A 16,350-nucleotide genomic window follows, 5' to 3' on the forward strand; every position below is an offset into this window, starting at 1 on the left:
TGATCAAATCGTATAAAAATGGCTCAAATTTAAATTATCAAAAACATTTAAGATCATTTTATATTCAATATTAATATCCTTAGTGAAGAAGGTAATTAACCCACCTCGCCTAAATTTGCCTTTCTTATGTTGTTCTTCATTTGCCAATGTAAGTCCCTGCTGGCTCGGAGCAATATTGTATCTTGAGGACACCTCTTCTGAAAATTTTAAAGCCGAATTGTTGCTGTAGTTCATTAATATCCGCTGCTAATGAAAACCTTCCATACTACTACAACCACCTCATATTCCTCATAAAATAATTCTTATAAACATTTACCTATCTGTTCCGAGTGAAACTCTCACGGCAACTATTGCTTACATAGCTCAATGAAAAAGTGTTTGGAGCGTTGTTAGTAGGTTCAACTGAAAAGCCCTATTGCGTACCAAAGAAATATATATGCGGAGTATTGTCTTGCGAAGAGTTTACTTAGTCTGCAAGTTGGGTAAAAGCCAATGTTAGAATTCTTTTTTTGCTTTATGATTTATATGAGAACTTACATAGACTCAAATTGTAGTTGCAGTCGTATTTAACATGTTGTCAGAAAGGAAACGGCATATGCGGCAAAAAAGTACTTAGAGGAGTATACATATTCTTAGTTTTATGCTCAGTTTATTTACTTATCAGGATTTTCTGGTATAAGAAAGGCTATATTCCCTTTCCTATATTGGATAAGATACATTAGATTGATGCGAAGAAAAAAATGCATACCTATCTCATTGAAGAAGGGTACAAAGAGAGTGAAATTGTTGCTGTCAATGTAGATTAGGATTGTAGAACAAGCCTGAAAATTAATAAAAGAAGATTCTTCCAAAATTTCTTTATACGATGCGTAGGCGATAACTAAAGGAGATGTTATCATGGAAAGAGAAAAAAACAGAGTTTAATATTTAGGAGTGATAGCATGTTCTTCAAGTATGGAGCAAACAGCAAATCAGTGAACACCGCTTATTTCGTAACTTTTGTATTCTGGGGAGTAGTCCTTTTCATCAATGCTATCTGCGAAACTTATAACAGGGAGTTTATTTCAAATTCATGGGTTATCCTTATTTCGGGACTAGCGATTTTCTTTATCACTGAATTTATAACTAACAAAAAAACTCAGGCTAACAAATAGCCTGAGACCCTCTAATTATCTCCTTGCAGAGCAAGACCAGTTATGGGTTGCGCCTATTCTTATATCTTTCAAAATAACGCCTTTACTATATCTATTGCAGGCATTCAGAACCGCCCAACCCAATGCCGGCACTGCGATAATCAACGCAGTCGCAAGAGTAGGACTTTTTCCAAACTTTTTTGCAATTGCTACAGCCAATCCCCAACCTGCACCATGTACACCAATTAACTTACCAATATCTTTAACTTGTTGATTTGTTAGTTTATAGGTTTTCACACGAATTGAAGCTGCCATAACTACATTTGATTTTGCTTGGTTGGTAGGTATGTTATTGATAGCATTGTAGTAAGTATGAAGCACACTCATTGTCTGTACAGCATCGAGTTTACCGTTTTTACTTGCTTCGGCATATATATAATAGAATTTCTTGGCTTCACTGCTAAGTTTATTAATATCTTTTTGCTTGTTCTTAGACAGGTTATCCATATTTAAGTTACTGCGATCCAATTCCTTGACGACATCGAATACTTCCTTCATATTAGCAACCTGTTCCTTACTAACTTGTACGGTTGGAGCATTGGTTCTTGTTGAAGCGAATGATGCAGATGGTGAAACACAGCTAAGAAGAGTAACCGCTGAGACGACACTGACGATTCCTTTTTTAAGATTCATACTACCAATCCTTTCTAGTAATGTATTGAACAGTTTTCATTATAGCTAGATTAGAATTGGTATAATAGCAATAACTGACAAAAATGGGAAAAATAATTCAAATCTCTTATTATAAAAATAGGGAAAATAGGAGGAATTCCTCACTCTAACGTGAAACAAGGTAAATAGGAGGGGATCAAGACGGAACAAAAAGTTACAGATATATGCAAATAAATATACATGAGGGAAGAGAACAATTTAAGCATATTATCAGAACATGAGGCAGTATAAAAAGACTACTGGATTATTATAGAATGATTAAGTTAACAAAGATGGGGGTGTTGTGGTGAACATATAATTGTTAGGGTTTTATTGGAAAAAACGGTAAACAAATTACTAGGTGTTAAAAAGAACAGCATTTCGGCAACCGCTGGCAGAAATATAGACCGATGGGGAAGAGGCACAGTGTTAGTTGTCTTTTTAGGCACTCTTTCGTTTGTTATTTCGGAAAATACCAGTGTTATGAAGGGGTAATGGCTACTATACTTTATTCTATTTTTGGGTTTTCAGTCTATCCTGGAATGGAAGTACCTGAAGAACACAAAACTAAATATTACATTACTTATTTTTCTAATGATAGGCATACTCATTAGTTATAATTCAGAGTATTTTATTCCATTATTAGGACGAAATTAGTTTGCTGCTTGGACCGCAGCAACGTTCTGTTTCATATTTAATCAGTGTTACTTGTGCTTCACTTTAGTGTAAAATACATATATCTAATTAATCAGGTGGTGAAAACATGAACGAATATAAGGTTACAGTTAAGAATGGCAGCATGGTTCTACTTTCAGAGATAATTAAAGCTGAAGATGAAAGAGAAGTCCTTGGAATTATCCTGATCAAAAGTGAATTGTTTAATCAATCATTTACTGATATAAGAATCTTAGAAAAATGATTTACTCAAAGGTTTTACCTTAGGGCCAAATTAGTTAGCTGTCGCACATTTATAGATAAATATCACGTAATTAGTGAGTATTCTCTTTAAACCCAGGTATTAACCAGGGTTTTACCTTTCATGTCGAGACTTTCATACTTCTGAACAGCTTAATTGGGGGATTGTCTACCTGAACATCAGTTTACCGATTCAATTATTCGTAAAATACTTACTTGTTTCAAGTGTACGTAGTCTTTTAGCCCATATGCAGGCAGCCACTATCTAGTAAATATCCCCTTACCTTCACAACAACTCTTTTTTATCATTATTTAGAAATATGCTTCTCCTTTAAGGTTAGAACAAATTGAATTTCGTCATGCCAATGAAGTGGTATATATCCATTAATATTATGGTTAATCGATGTTTCGTAAAATGAATTCGGTAACGCAACGGTTCGATGTTCTGTCTTTTAAACTTTATTCAACGATAAAATCTTTTATTTGCACATTAGCACCTCATTATATTTATATTTTTCATTTAATTCGGTATTATTTCAGTGATTTTTCACTTATTATGACAATAATATAATACTATTACACTATTTTTGTTTTTAAAGGTGGAGAATCAAACCGAATAGAAGAAAAGGATTATTTCATGTTATAACGGGAGCGATGTTTTTGGGGTATTGGTGGCACCGTAGCAAAAAAGCTTTTTGATCAATACGTAATTGATATAAATAAGCTTGTGACGAACAAGATTACTGATAGCTGGTTGCTTACTCTTGACCGTTCAATTTTTTGATAAAACCATTCTCAGATACTTGGTGTCTGGAATAATAGAAGGACTGCTGTTCAATTGATGATCCTTTGGGTTAATTGGTATGCTAGCGGTTCAATACAAGTATATGGCATCCATTAACTATGGGAATGCTGCTGTGGCAACGCTATTGCAATACTTAGCGCCTGTCATCATCATTATTTAGTTAGTCATACGCAAACAATCTGTTCTAACACGAAAAGATTTAATAACAGTTTTTCTTGCTTTAGTTAGTTCCTTTTTCTTATTTACCAATGGTTCCGTCTCTAAAATTATCTGTGCCAACATTTTCGATAACTTGGGGTGTTTTATCTGGAATAGCGTTAGCATTTTAAACGTTATATGCTGTTCCTTTGTTGAAGCAATTCGATTCCTTAGTCATTGTGGACTGGGCTATTATTATTGGAAGTTTTGCCTTAAGTTTCATCCATCCACCTTGGGAAATGGATTTCAAAAGCTTAACGTTAGAGGCTTATTTATACTTAGTCTTCGTTATCGTATGTGATACCATAATTTCCTTTTGGTTTTATATCAAAAGTTTACAAAATCTTTTGCCTAAAGAATCAAGCCTTTTAGGTAGCGTATAGCCACTAGCGGCTGTTGTAACAACGGTTTTTGGCTTAAAGAATCTTTGGGATTCTCCAATGGATTGGTACAGGTTGTATCATTGGAATGATCTTTGTATTGGCTTTCAATGAAAATCTTCTTCAGAGACTACCCACCTTCAAATAGTGAAAATTCCCTTTGAGTTAGATAGTAGTTTTATTTATTTGGTACCTAGTTCTTGGAGTTAACAGGGTAAATTGGTTTAAGAATACTTAATTAACAGTTGTTTTAATTCCTTAAGGGGCTTTACGTTATGATCTTGCTTTAAAAAAGGTCCGTTTTATAAAGCAAGAATTTTTGTATTTAAAAAGGAGTTTTTTATGTTCATATTAGTGGTTTTCGGAGTTTTATGTGGAATCCTTGCCAGTATACTGGGGGCAGGAAGCTCAATGATGATGACCCCTTTGCTTATATATGTATTTCCATTGGTTACAGGTGATTATTTTTCTATTCAAACTATTACATCAGCTACACTAGCACTTACCTTTTTTTCAACAGCAACAGCTTCTATGCGGTACCATGCTGCCAAACTAATACCGTACCGTTATGCACTTATACTGGCAGTAAGTGGTTCTGCTGGATCGTTTGTATCTGCGGCTTATATCTCGAAGCAAGTGAACCACTTATTCATCCTGATCTTATTTGGAGCAATCGCTGTTTTATCCTTGGTTTTTAATTTAGTGCCAATTAAAAAAAAAGGCGAGCAAGGACCTAAAAAAATATTTTTTGTGATGGGCATTGTTATTATATTTTTTTTAGGCATAACTACAGGAATTATTGGAATTGGAGGTATGGTTCTGTTTATGCCATACATGGTCTATGTATTGTGTTTTTCGGTTCGGAAGACAATAATCAGCTCAACATTTGCTGGAGCGATGATTGCCCTATTCGGAATTATTGGTAAATCTTTAATAGGGATGATGGATTGGAAAGTTTCCCTTGTTGTTGCAGTCGGTGGGATGATTGGCGGCTTTTTCGGACCCACCTTTAGCAAATTCTTTTCTGAACGTATCCTAGGTTATGGACTGAATGTGATTTTGTTTATGATCATATTTACGGTATTGATAGATATTTACAAAAATATATAAGTGTTTGTATAAAGTTAGATCAATAGAGGAATATAGTGATCTAATTAAATGCAATGCAATGCAATGCAATGCAATCGATACAATAATAACAAAAAATTACTTATTTAAAAATTCGGAAAATTTAGTATTTACAAAATATAATAAAAGATGATAAGGTTGTTTTATAAATATTATAAGTTTTGATGGTCCTACCATTATGAATAGAATTTTTATTGATTATAAAAAACGTGGTAATAAAAATAAACTTATGTTCCTCTAGTTCTCTGAAGTTATTTAATAACACCAGACTAAACACTATCACTTATGCTACCATCGGTGATTTTTACCTCACCAACTTCGCTGTATTTGATATTCCTCTTGGTGACTACTTTCCTGCTTATTATAAACAACAATTAAAGAAAAATTTAATATTTGGAGGTCATAGGGAATGACTGAAATTACTAACGGAACCCTGTTCAGTAATTAAAGTTTATAGATTTACGTTACCGCTATGATCTACCATTAATGTGGATGGTATGGCGTAACTTTAGATATAATATTAGTTTTTGGCCGACTAATTTATATGGATTACCTTATTAATTTTTAGCTTAGGCGTGGAAGAGAGGGGCTCAAAATGAATTTACTGGAGAAAAAATTCTTAAAACTTGGTGCAGAGAATGCACCTGGGCAGGAAGTACGTCAGAACACGAATGAAATTAGAATTCGCGGTGAAAAAATTTCTGGTACGCCGGTTGACTTTTCGCACGGTGATGTTGACGCATTTGAGCCAATTCCCGGATCTTTAGATGTTTTCATCGAAGGTGTTCATCTCGGCGGCAAGCAGGCCTATACCGAGTATCGCGGTAGTAAAATCATCAGGGAAGATGTAGCCCGAAAACTTGAAAATTTCACAGGCACAACGATTGATGCAGAACAGAATCTTATCATCACTCCGGGAACACAAGGGGCGCTTTTCCTGGCAATGGGTTCCACCATTGTTAGAGGAGACAAGGTTGCTATTGTAGTACCGGACTATTTTGCAAACCATAAACTGGTTGAATACTTTGACGGTGAAGTTGTTCCCATCCAGATGGACTATTTCAAAACAACCGCTGGCGCAGGTCTGGACTTAACTCAGCTGGAAGACGCCTTTAAAGCGGGTGTTAAACTCTTTTTATTCTCAAACCCGAATAATCCTACCGGTGTTATCTATTCATCGGTTGAAATTAAAGGGATTGCGAAACTTGCACAGCAATATGGAGTAACAGTCATTGCCGATGAACTGTACTCCCGTCAGATCTTCGATGGACGGACCTATACACATCTATGCGCACAGAATTTTTTAGATCCTGAAAATGTAATTACGATCATGGGACCATCGAAAACAGAGTCACTCAGCGGTTACCGGCTTGGCGTTGCATTCGGCTCCGCCAAAATTATTGATCGTATGGAAAAACTGCAGGCTATTGTGTCCCTCCGTGCAGGAGGCTATAGCCAAGCTGTCATGAAATCTTGGTTTGCCGAGCCGGAAGGATGGATGACCAAACGCATTGCACAGCACCAAGCAATTCGCAATGATTTGATTGCAAAACTGAAAGATGCTGATGGATTTAAAGTGAGAGCGACAGAGGCAGGAAGCTATCTCTTCCCGAGAATCCAAGGATTAGATGTTTCAATATTAGAATTCACGAAGATACTTCGCCTACAAGCTGATGTGATAGTAACTCCAGGTACAGAATTTGGTCCACAGTTCACCGATAGCTTCCGCATCAACTTTTCACAAGATCACAAAGCGGCAGTTGCTGCAATTGACCGTGTCATTAAAGTAGTGGAGCTGTATCGCAAATGAGCAAAAAGAGTAAAAACGATAATCCTCTTCCGCAAGGAAAATATATTCCAGCAGTTCGGTTTGAAAACCTTATCTATACAGCTGGGATGACCCCCAGGAATAATGGCGTACTGATTCAAAGCGGAAAAGTCAGTGCTGAGCAGCCGGTTGATACCTATAAAGCAGCAGTCAGGCAAGCGGTTACCAATGCACTTACTGCGGCTAGGAATACACTATTAGAACAAGAACAGCTGGCGCAGATACTTTCGCTCACTGTTTACATTAATGCTGAGGAGGGATTCCAAGCGCATTCCAGTTTAGCAGACTTTGCTTCTGAATATCTATACGAAGAATTGGGTAACGCAGGTATCGGGAGCCGGGCAGCGATAGGTGCTGCATCACTGCCAGGCAATGCACCGGTTGAGATTCAATTGATTGCTGCTGTATCTGTTTGAAAGTAGTAATTTAAAAAACAACCAAGTAGGTGAATTTTTAATATGGTTTCAAGGTTATCGCTTCGAGCTCAACAAGTGGAGGGTTCTAAAACTTTAGAGTTAACTATGAAAGCAAGGGAAATGCGTAAGCAGGGAATTGATATTTGTATTTTTGGGTCAGGTGAACCCGATTTTAATACTCCACAGCACATTTGCAAATCAGCTTATAAAGCGATAGAGCAAGGGGTCACCAAATATACTCCCGCCGGAGGAATTTCGGAGCTGCGTCACGCTATTAGTGACAAGCTATTGGAAGATAACGGACTTCAATATAAGCCAAATCAAATTATCGTGTCTTCAGGGGCGAAGCATTCTTTATCGAATATTTTCTTTGCGCTGATAAACCCTGGCGATGAAGTGATTATTCCAATACCAGCCTGGTTGAGTTATTGGGAACAGGTGAAATTAGCCGGTGGGGTTCCAGTATTTATCAAAGGTAAGGAGGATGATGATTTTAAAATTTCTCCTTATGAACTAGAGTCTGCAATTACAGCGAAAACAAAATTCCTATTATTAAATTCCCCGGTCAATCCAACTGGTTCTGTTTATACCCGAGAGGAGTTAGAAAAGCTCGCCGAGGTTTGCGTGAATCGTGATATTATGGTTGTTTCTGACGAGATCTATGAAAAGTTAGTCTACGATGGAGAAGAACACGTAAGTATTGCCAGCCTTGGTCAGGAAATCTTTGATCGGACGATTGTCGTTAATGGGTTCTCCAAGGCCTATGCGATGACAGGCTGGCGTATGGGTTATGCTGCAGCTCCTTTAGAAATTGCTAAAGCGATGGATGATATACAGAGCCAAATGACAAGTAATCCTACATCTTTTGTTCAAATTGCTTCCATTACTGCTTTGAAAGGCAGCCAAGAGCCTGTTAGAGAAATGAGAGAAGAGTACAATAGGCGAAGGATACGGATGGTAGAAATGTTACAAGAAATACCAAGAGTGGTCTGCTCGATGCCAAAAGGTGCTTTTTATGTATTCCCTAATATCCAAGGATTATTAGGAAAGAAAGCGATGGGAGAAACGATATCCAACGATGAAGTTTTAAGTAGGATGCTATTAGAACATGCGAATATATTAGTTGTACCGGGAAGCAGCTTTAAAACTGAGAACTTTATTCGTTTATCCTATGCCACTGATATGGAAACGATTGAAAAAGGCATGACACGATTTCTGGACTTTGTAACAAATCATGTTTCTTAGAATCAATAACCTTTTGCATAGCAAGATAATATCTTTCTTCTCTTATTATTTCCGAATGCTATTGTGGTGGGTTGTTATTTGGAGATTTTTAAATACCTAACAAATCGTATTTTTAATATTAAGTTTTTTTAATTCACAAGAGGTATTTAATCGAATAATAATAAGAATTTTCAAAGTATACCAAAAGATAATCTAAATTAGTTCATAAAGGATGACTGGAACAATTACAGTTACTACAAGTGCTTTGATTGCAGAAGGTGTAAAATCCGAAAATTAGCGGATTAGTTCCCTTTGAACTACCCCTTTCTTAAGAGCCACTGGCTCCTTAAAGTATTAATTTGAAAGGAATATCATTAATTTCTTTTTGAATATAAAAATTTGAAACTCTAATTTGGGGGGATAAGATGCGTAAATTAAGTGTTTTTGTATCGATATTGCTTATGTTGTCTATGGTTCTAGTAGCTTGTGGTGGTGGGAATGCTGAAAAATCTACAGCTGGTAAAAAGTCCTCTGATTCTGTCACATGGATTGTCAGCTCAGTGTATCCAGAAAGTAACCATATTGGACAAGGGATTAAGGATTTTAGTCAAAAAGTAAAAGAAGCAACAGATGGAAAAGTGAACATTGAGCTTCGTCCTGATGGAACGTTAGGTTATTCAAGTTCTGATCATTTAAAGCTTGTGCGCGACGGAACAGTTCCAATGGCCGATACACTGTTAAGTAGTGTAGCTGGAGATGAACCTCTATTAGGTATCGGGTCATTGCCTTTTCTTTATAGAGATTTTAAAGAGTATAAGGCATTGGGAGAAGTAACTCGTCCTTATTTTGATAAAGTTGCCGAAGAAAAATGGAATCAAAAAATCCTATATATTGCTCCTTGGCCACTAACAGGGTTTTGGACAAAAGAAGAAATCAAGTCATTAGAAGATTTTAAGGGGTTAAAAACCCGAACATTTGATGATTTAACTACACGTGTCTCTAATGCTGTAGGAAGTTCTCCATCACCGCTTCCTTTTAATGAAGTATATTCAGCCTTATCGACGGGTGTCATTGATTCAGTAATGACTTCTAGTACATCCGCAGTTGATAGCAAATTTTGGGAAGTATTAGATTATTATTTACCTGTCAGTGTTATGGCGGGCTCCAATGCATTAGCAATAAATTTGGATGAATTTAATTCACTGGATAAAGAAACTCAGGAAACTATGGTCCAGATAGGCAAGGAAGTCGAAGTAGATCTTTGGAATAGGGTAGCTGAACTGGGCAAAGACATGGAAGATACCGTTAATGAAAATGGGATTACCACAACTCAACCAAGTGAAGAATTAGTCATAGAATTAGAGAAGATTACAGAAGAAATTAGAAAAGAATGGTTAAGTGAAGCTCCTCCTGAAGCGAAGGAAATTATCGACAATTATTATAAAAAAATAGGTCGAAATGGGAAATAATAGATAAATAGAATTAATACAATTAAACCAAGTGAAGAAAAGGTTGAGACCTAGAGGAGATTATGGAAGAAATTAGATCTGATTGTTTAAGTGAAGCTCCTCCTGAAGCAAAGGAAATTATCGACAAATATTATTAAAAAATAGTTCGATAAAGGAAAGGCAGCCGGTAAAACGATTTTTGATGGCTGCCTTTTATTCGAATCTGATATTTGCCCTACACATTTTTTGACTGCCAAAAATACGAGGAGGGATAAAATGGAAACATTGGTCCGTATTATTGACAAAATCAATAAAGTATTTGCTTACATAGCAGGAATCCTAATGGTTTTAAGTGTATGCTTGATCATTACAGAAATTCTTGTCCGATCTGTTTTTAATAGTACGATTTATATTACTACAGAATATACCGCTTATTTTATGGCAGCGATTACTTTTTTGGGACTTGCTTTTACGTTAAAGGAAAAGGGACATATCCGAATGGTATTTATTTACAAAATATTCAAAGGAAACAAGGCTCGAGTAATCCTTGATTTATATTCCTATATAGTCGGATTATTAGTATTTCTTATTATTACGATTGCCACTTTTCAATTCTTTTGGGATTCTTTAGTTTCAGGCACGCAATCGATGCAGCTAAGCAAAACTTACTTGGCCATACCACAGTTTATCCTACCTTTAGGATCTTTCCTTGTATCACTTCAATTTATTGCTGAGATATCAAGAACCGTTTTAAAAAACCGCAACGGTGCGATAGAAAATAAAGAGGAAGATCATGAGCTTCAGGCAGCAGGACACTAAAGTAGATATTCCGTGTTTAAGGGAGGAATTTTAGTTGGAAATTACCGTTGTATCTTTGACGATATTAGGACTTTTAGTTCTTTTTTTAGGAAGCACGATTTGGGTGGGGCTCTCTTTATTGCTCGTAGCATTTGGTAGCTTGATTTTCTTTACAGATACCCCTCCATTAAATGTATTAACGAATATTCTATGGAACCAAACAAATAGTTCAACCATGATTGCTCTGCCGCTATTTATTTTTATGGGTGAGGTTCTCTTTCGAAGTAATATAAGTCAAAACCTATTTAAAGGTTTAACTCCGTGGATGTCCTTTTTACCAGGAAGATTAATCCACGTTAATATTGTAGCAAGCACTATGTTTGCGGCGGTCAGCGGTTCATCCGCTGCTACAACTGCAACTGTTGGCAAGATTACAATGCCGGAATTGCTTAAGCGCAATTATGATCGTTCTCTTAGCATTGGCAGTCTTGCAGGAGCTGGAACTTTGGGCTTCTTAATTCCTCCAAGTATGTTAATGATCGTATATGGGATATCAGCCAATGTTAGTATTGGGGCATTGTTTATTGCCGGCATAGTTCCGGGAATTATCCTTGCAATAGGATTTAGTACATATATCCTCATTCGATGCTTAATCAACCCTAAATTAGCACCAAAAGGGGAGACTTATACATGGTCAGATCGCTTAAAGGCACTTCCACTCTTACTTCCTGTCACATTTTTAATGCTACTCGTTTTAGGAAGTATATACGCGGGATGGGCAACCGCAACAGAGGCAGCAGCAGTCGGTGTCTTTGGATCGATCTTTTTGGCTTTAGTTACTCGCAGCATTACGAAAGAGGGCTTTTTGCAGGCGGTTATAGGCACTATAAAAACAAATGCCATGATCATGTTAATAGTTATGGCAGCTTCTTATATGTCTGTAGTGGTTGGATATCTGGGCCTTCCTGGAAAATTAACAGCATTTATTGGAACACTTGGTCTCTCAAAGTATGAACTGATAATTATCATGATAATTATGTATATATTGCTTGGTTGTATATTAGATGGATTTTCGATTATTTTAATGACCCTCCCATTAGCTTTACCTCTAATTAAATTGGCTGGATTTGATCCGCTTTGGTTTGGAATTTTCTTAATCCTTATGATTGAAGTTGCACAAATTACTCCTCCAGTAGGCTTCAACTTGTTCGTCCTTAACGGGCTAACGGGAGACAGTGTTTTAAAAATAGCAAAGTATAGCTTACCATCATTCATCATTATTATATTATTAGTGGTGGTCATTACTGTTTACCCCGGTATTGTCACTTGGGTTCCTAACCTATAGCAGAAAGGGACAGGAATATTATCTAACTGGCAATTATGTAAAAGGTAAAACAATTCGAACTCTGTAATCTAAGTCAATTATTAATTTCCCTTAGGATATTTTAGGGTTATTTGCTTCTTGAAGGGAGATGTAAGATATGAATTCATTTTCAAATGTACAATTTCAGCCATTAGGAGAACAGGTACTTATAGTTAACTTTAAAAATGAAATTTCATTCAATACAAATATGCAAGTTCATTCCTATGCCTTACTTATTAAAGAATCAAATATTCGTGGGGTACAACAAATTATTCCTACTCTACGCAGCTTGGCTGTTCTTTACGACCCTATAGTCATTGGTTATGATGAATTGCGTAATCAACTAAAAAGTTTAAAATCAATTGACACAAAAATAGAAAAAAACGGAGGAAGGATTATTTATATCCCCGTCATTTATGGAGGAGAAGACGGTCCAGATTTAAAAGAAGTTGCTGAAAGAACTGGTTTAAGTCAGGAGGAAGTAATTGATATTCATTCTTCCAATCACTATTTAATTTATATGCTTGGATTTACCTCTAGCTATCCCTATTGTGGAGAGATAGATCAAAGGCTATCATTGCCTAGACGTACGAGTCCGCGTATTAAAGCCGCAAAAGGAACGGTAGCCATAGCTAATGAGCAAACGATCATTATTCCTATCGAATCTCCGACAGGATGGCATATTATTGGGAGGACTCCAATTGAATCCTTTAATCCATCAATTGATCCCCCGACGATATTTCGTGCGGGGGATTATATACAGTTTGTACCAATTTCTTCTCAAGAGGCCAAGGAATGGGATTCATTAAAACAAAGAGAGTGGCGCGAAAAATGGAATTTTTAGAGATTATTAAACCTGGACTGCTAACAACCATACAGGATCTTGGAAGAAAGGATTACCAAATCTATGGTATTTCAACTTGTGGTGCAATGGATCCGTTTTCTTCGAGAATAGCCAATATATTAGTTGGTAACAACGAAGTGGAGGCTGTGCTAGAGGTAACATTGGTTGGTCCGAAAATAAAGTTTATTCATGATGGTTTAATTGCTATAACAGGAGCCGATTTATCCTCCAGACTAAATGGGGAAACGATCCCATTGTGGAAATCAATAAAGGTTTCAAAAGGAGATATTCTTGATTTTGGCCCTATTAGATACGGTTGTCGCTCATACATTGCCGTAGCTGGTGGGATTGATGTTCCACAAATAATGGGAAGCAAATCCACATTCATTCGAGGTGGATATGGTGGCCTGGATGGTAGAAAATTACAAAAGGGTGATACGATTTCCATAGATGGATCCAAATTAAATACTAGTTTGATAACTAGCAGAAAGCTTCCTCCTTCTTATATACTAAATTTTGAAGAGGATAGGAAGGTAAGAGTGATCTTAGGGCCACAACTTGAAGCATTTACTAAAGATGCTATTGAAGATTTGTTTTTAACACCTTATAAAATATCGATAGACTCTGATAGGATGGGCTATAGGCTCGAGGGAGTTCCTTTAACCCATGTGATGGGTGCTGATATTCTGTCTGACTTTATTACGGCAGGCTCGATTCAAGTACCAGGAAGTGGACAACCGATCGTATTAATGTCCGACTGTCAGGTAACGGGAGGCTATACAAAAATTGGGGTGGTTATAGGGGTTGATCTTCCATATCTAGCACAAAAAAAACCAGGAGATTATGTTCGTTTTGAGAAAATTGGAATTGCGGAGGCTCAAAGGCTTTGGAAAAAACAAGAGCAAATTTTATCTATAATGAATAAAGTCAATTATACACAGGTATAAAATGTTTTCATGGAGAATCCCAAAATAAAGGAGCTTTAAAAGGATATTTACTAAACAATGTGATTCCTTTGGGGTGGGAGCATATTAACTTCCTTGGTGTGTTAAATCAGTAGTCTCGATACTGCCGTTGGTTGACGGTGTGGAAGTTTGTAACGCATTCTCTTACCAAGCATTTACTTTGGGAATGATATTTAAGAAATGAACAAGATTATATCACAACAGGTAAATAGTTAAAGGATCGCATAATTGACTTGGAAGAAACGATAGATGCTTTGCCTGTAAAATAAACAATACTAAAAAGAGCATCCATATGAAATAAGGGTGCTCTTTTCAACTTAATATATCCTCGTTCCCGGTCCACCACTCCATTTAAGGGCTTTCCCTCTAAATACAGTTTTCCAGTTTCTTTAACGTTGTAAAGCTGCGTTTTAGTTGGTGACACCCTTTTTTCAATAAAAGGTCATTGAGTAAGTAGGACTAGGTTTTAATATTTTTCCGGATAACCAAGTTGAAGTGAAATACTTCTGGCTGCTTCTTTTGTTTTTTTACTGATTTCTTCAATTATTTCCTGCATTCTTGAATTGGGACCACTTATAGTTAATGCGGCTACTACATTTTGAGTATAGTCTTTTATAGGGTAGGAAATTCCAATTGTTTCTTGATCTTGTTCACTAAAACTAATAGAATACCCTTGTTTTTTAATATTGTTGATTTCATTATAAAGAGTTTCTTTATTTTCTATTGTATTTGGAGTCAGCTTTGTAAATTTCATTTTTTCTAATACAGCTTTCTGCAGAGCTTCCGGCATGTAGGCAAGTAATAATTTTGGACCTGAACCAATATATAATTCAGAACGTTTTCCAACTCTCGTATAAAGCCTTACTGCATGATTGCTTTCAACTTTTTCAATATATACAGCATTATCTCCATCTAATATAACAAGGTGTACAGCTTCATTTATATCTGTACAAAGTTTTCTCATCAGTGGTAAAGCGACTGTACGTAACTCCAATTGCTCCGAAACCATATTCCCTAATTCTAGTAATTTTATTCCTAAACGGTAACGAACATCTTGCTGGGTATTCTTCGTCTTTGTCAAAAAGCCAGTAACTTCTAAAGAGCTAAGAAGTCGAAATAATGTAGGTTTTGACAAATTTGATTTTTTTGCTATTTCACTAAGTGTCAATTCTTTTTTTTCTTCCAAGAAAAAATCTAATAGATTAAGTGCTTTGATTACACTTTCATTCATGAGTATCCAACCCTTCAATGCACCCACTTTTTATTAATTTAAACACAAAAAAATATTCATTTCAATTAATGAAATAATATTTCGTTTTAAAAATATTTGAATATTCAGTAATCTTGTGCAATAATTATAATTGAAATTACTTGAAATAATGTTTCATTTATTGAAACAAGGAGGAATGCATATGAAACGTATTGATTTGAATTGTGATATGGGGGAAAGTTTTGGTGCTTATAAGCTTGGAATGGATGAGGAAGTAATCAAATTAATTACGTCTGCAAATATTGCTTGTGGATTTCATGCTGGAGATCCAAATGTAATGGACCGCACAGTTAAAATGGCCAAGGAAAATAATGTTGGAATTGGGGTACATATGGGTTTTCCAGATTTGCTTGGTTTTGGCAGAAGAAATATGGATGTTTCATACCAAGAATTGGTCAACTACAATATTTATCAGATTGGGGCATTAGAAGCATTTTGCCGTAAACACGATGTGAAAATTCAACACATCAAACCGCATGGAAATATGAATAATATGGCAGATACTGATCGAGTAATCGCTGAAGCAATAGTAGATTCTGTACTAATGGTCCTTCCTGGAATCCCTATCTTTGTAAAGCCAGGTAGCGAGCTGCATAAACTATCAGAAGAAAAAAATGTTCCTTTCATTTTAGAAATATTTGCGGATCGTGCGTATAACAAAAACGGTACCCTTGTATCTCGAAAAATCCCTGGCGCTGTAATCAAAGATCCAAAGCTAGCAGCACAGAATGTTGTAAGAATGGTTGTTGATGGAAAGGTAAGGACGATAGAGGGCGATATGATTGAAATGTCAGGTGAAAGCATTTGCGTACATGGGGACACGCAGGGCTCACTTGAGATTATTCGTTACTTGAGGAGTGAACTTGAGAAAGCAGGTGTGCAAATCGTTCCAATTGGTCAGACCGCTGAAGAGGTGAGATAAAT

The 16,350-nt window shown here is 36.3% G+C and carries 13 protein-coding genes and 2 pseudogenes; 12 read left to right on the forward strand and 3 right to left on the reverse strand.

The window, feature by feature from the left end:
* Positions 1-1,169 precede the first annotated feature (1,169 nt).
* Positions 1,170-1,826 carry a hypothetical protein gene (locus D0469_RS06665; protein ID WP_117325861.1) on the reverse strand — a complete coding sequence of 219 codons (657 nt, stop codon included), beginning with the start codon at positions 1,824-1,826 and terminating at the stop codon, positions 1,170-1,172.
* Between the two features lie 781 nt (positions 1,827-2,607).
* Here D0469_RS06665 and D0469_RS21000 point away from each other — a divergent pair.
* Positions 2,608-2,763, forward strand: a complete 156-nt coding sequence (locus tag D0469_RS21000; protein ID WP_158553374.1) for a hypothetical protein — start codon at positions 2,608-2,610, stop codon at positions 2,761-2,763.
* Positions 2,764-3,088: 325 nt separating this feature from the next.
* Here the strand turns inward: D0469_RS21000 and D0469_RS22100 are convergent.
* A pseudogene (locus tag D0469_RS22100) lies at positions 3,089-3,208 on the reverse strand (AraC family transcriptional regulator); the annotation flags it as partial.
* A 157-nt stretch (positions 3,209-3,365) separates the two neighbouring features.
* On the opposite strand from D0469_RS22100, the pseudogene D0469_RS06670 reads away from it, so the two are divergent.
* From D0469_RS06670 to D0469_RS06715, 10 genes and pseudogenes are all read left to right on the forward strand, one after another.
* Positions 3,366-4,290, forward strand: a pseudogene (locus tag D0469_RS06670) (DMT family transporter).
* A 194-nt stretch (positions 4,291-4,484) separates the two neighbouring features.
* Positions 4,485-5,252, forward strand: a complete 768-nt coding sequence (locus D0469_RS06675; protein WP_117325862.1) for a sulfite exporter TauE/SafE family protein — start codon at positions 4,485-4,487, stop codon at positions 5,250-5,252.
* A 613-nt stretch (positions 5,253-5,865) separates the two neighbouring features.
* On the forward strand, positions 5,866-7,080 hold the full coding sequence (locus D0469_RS06680; protein ID WP_117325863.1) for a pyridoxal phosphate-dependent aminotransferase: 1,215 nt from the start codon (positions 5,866-5,868) through the stop codon (positions 7,078-7,080).
* Positions 7,077-7,514: a RidA family protein gene (locus D0469_RS06685; RefSeq protein WP_117325864.1), complete on the forward strand. Its 438-nt coding sequence runs from the start codon at positions 7,077-7,079 to the stop codon at positions 7,512-7,514. The genes D0469_RS06680 and D0469_RS06685 overlap by 4 nt, the downstream gene beginning before the upstream one ends.
* 42 nt (positions 7,515-7,556) lie before the next feature.
* Entirely contained in the window at positions 7,557-8,759 is a 1,203-nt protein-coding gene (locus D0469_RS06690) for a pyridoxal phosphate-dependent aminotransferase (RefSeq protein WP_117325865.1), read from the forward strand.
* A 404-nt stretch (positions 8,760-9,163) separates the two neighbouring features.
* Positions 9,164-10,207, forward strand: coding sequence for a TRAP transporter substrate-binding protein (locus D0469_RS06695; RefSeq protein WP_117325866.1), 1,044 nt, complete (start codon positions 9,164-9,166; stop codon positions 10,205-10,207).
* Positions 10,208-10,462: 255 nt separating this feature from the next.
* Positions 10,463-11,005, forward strand: a complete 543-nt coding sequence (locus tag D0469_RS06700) for a TRAP transporter small permease subunit (RefSeq protein WP_117325867.1) — start codon at positions 10,463-10,465, stop codon at positions 11,003-11,005.
* 34 nt (positions 11,006-11,039) lie between these two features.
* Complete coding sequence (locus D0469_RS06705; protein ID WP_117325868.1) at positions 11,040-12,329, forward strand: TRAP transporter large permease; 1,290 nt, start codon at positions 11,040-11,042, stop codon at positions 12,327-12,329.
* Positions 12,330-12,465: 136 nt separating this feature from the next.
* Positions 12,466-13,191, forward strand: a complete 726-nt coding sequence (pxpB, locus tag D0469_RS06710) for a 5-oxoprolinase subunit PxpB (RefSeq protein ID WP_117325869.1) — start codon at positions 12,466-12,468, stop codon at positions 13,189-13,191.
* The gene (locus D0469_RS06715; protein WP_233522971.1) at positions 13,143-14,138 is read left to right on the forward strand and encodes a 5-oxoprolinase subunit C family protein; all 996 of its coding nucleotides are present in this window, start codon (positions 13,143-13,145) and stop codon (positions 14,136-14,138) included. Before pxpB ends, D0469_RS06715 begins: the two co-directional genes overlap by 49 nt.
* Before the next feature lie 484 nt (positions 14,139-14,622).
* Here D0469_RS06715 and D0469_RS06720 read toward each other — a convergent pair whose 3' ends face one another.
* Positions 14,623-15,387 (reverse strand): IclR family transcriptional regulator, encoded by a 765-nt coding sequence (locus tag D0469_RS06720; protein WP_117325871.1) that lies wholly within the window; start codon positions 15,385-15,387, stop codon positions 14,623-14,625.
* Between the two features lie 181 nt (positions 15,388-15,568).
* Between D0469_RS06720 and D0469_RS06725 the strand changes: the two genes are divergently transcribed.
* Positions 15,569-16,348: a LamB/YcsF family protein gene (locus tag D0469_RS06725; protein ID WP_117325872.1), complete on the forward strand. Its 780-nt coding sequence runs from the start codon at positions 15,569-15,571 to the stop codon at positions 16,346-16,348.
* The last annotated feature ends 2 nt before the right edge of the window (positions 16,349-16,350 follow it).

The organism is Peribacillus saganii (assembly GCF_003429095.1).
Taxonomy (GTDB): Bacteria; Bacillota; Bacilli; order Bacillales; family DSM-1321; genus Peribacillus; species Peribacillus saganii.

Bases quoted from the DNA above. Each gene is read 5' to 3' on its own strand.
- D0469_RS06665 (WP_117325861.1), bottom strand. From the start codon at position 1,826: ATGAATCTTAAAAAAGGAATCGTCAGTGTCGTCTCAGCGGTTACTCTT.
- D0469_RS21000 (WP_158553374.1), top strand. From the start codon at position 2,608: ATGAACGAATATAAGGTTACAGTTAAGAATGGCAGCATGGTTCTACTT.
- D0469_RS06675 (WP_117325862.1), top strand. From the start codon at position 4,485: ATGTTCATATTAGTGGTTTTCGGAGTTTTATGTGGAATCCTTGCCAGT.
- D0469_RS06680 (WP_117325863.1), top strand. From the start codon at position 5,866: ATGAATTTACTGGAGAAAAAATTCTTAAAACTTGGTGCAGAGAATGCA.
- D0469_RS06685 (WP_117325864.1), top strand. From the start codon at position 7,077: ATGAGCAAAAAGAGTAAAAACGATAATCCTCTTCCGCAAGGAAAATAT.
- D0469_RS06690 (WP_117325865.1), top strand. From the start codon at position 7,557: ATGGTTTCAAGGTTATCGCTTCGAGCTCAACAAGTGGAGGGTTCTAAA.
- D0469_RS06695 (WP_117325866.1), top strand. From the start codon at position 9,164: ATGCGTAAATTAAGTGTTTTTGTATCGATATTGCTTATGTTGTCTATG.
- D0469_RS06700 (WP_117325867.1), top strand. From the start codon at position 10,463: ATGGAAACATTGGTCCGTATTATTGACAAAATCAATAAAGTATTTGCT.
- pxpB (WP_117325869.1), top strand. From the start codon at position 12,466: ATGAATTCATTTTCAAATGTACAATTTCAGCCATTAGGAGAACAGGTA.
- D0469_RS06715 (WP_233522971.1), top strand. From the start codon at position 13,143: ATGGGATTCATTAAAACAAAGAGAGTGGCGCGAAAAATGGAATTTTTA.
- D0469_RS06720 (WP_117325871.1), bottom strand. From the start codon at position 15,387: ATGAATGAAAGTGTAATCAAAGCACTTAATCTATTAGATTTTTTCTTG.
- D0469_RS06725 (WP_117325872.1), top strand. From the start codon at position 15,569: ATGAAACGTATTGATTTGAATTGTGATATGGGGGAAAGTTTTGGTGCT.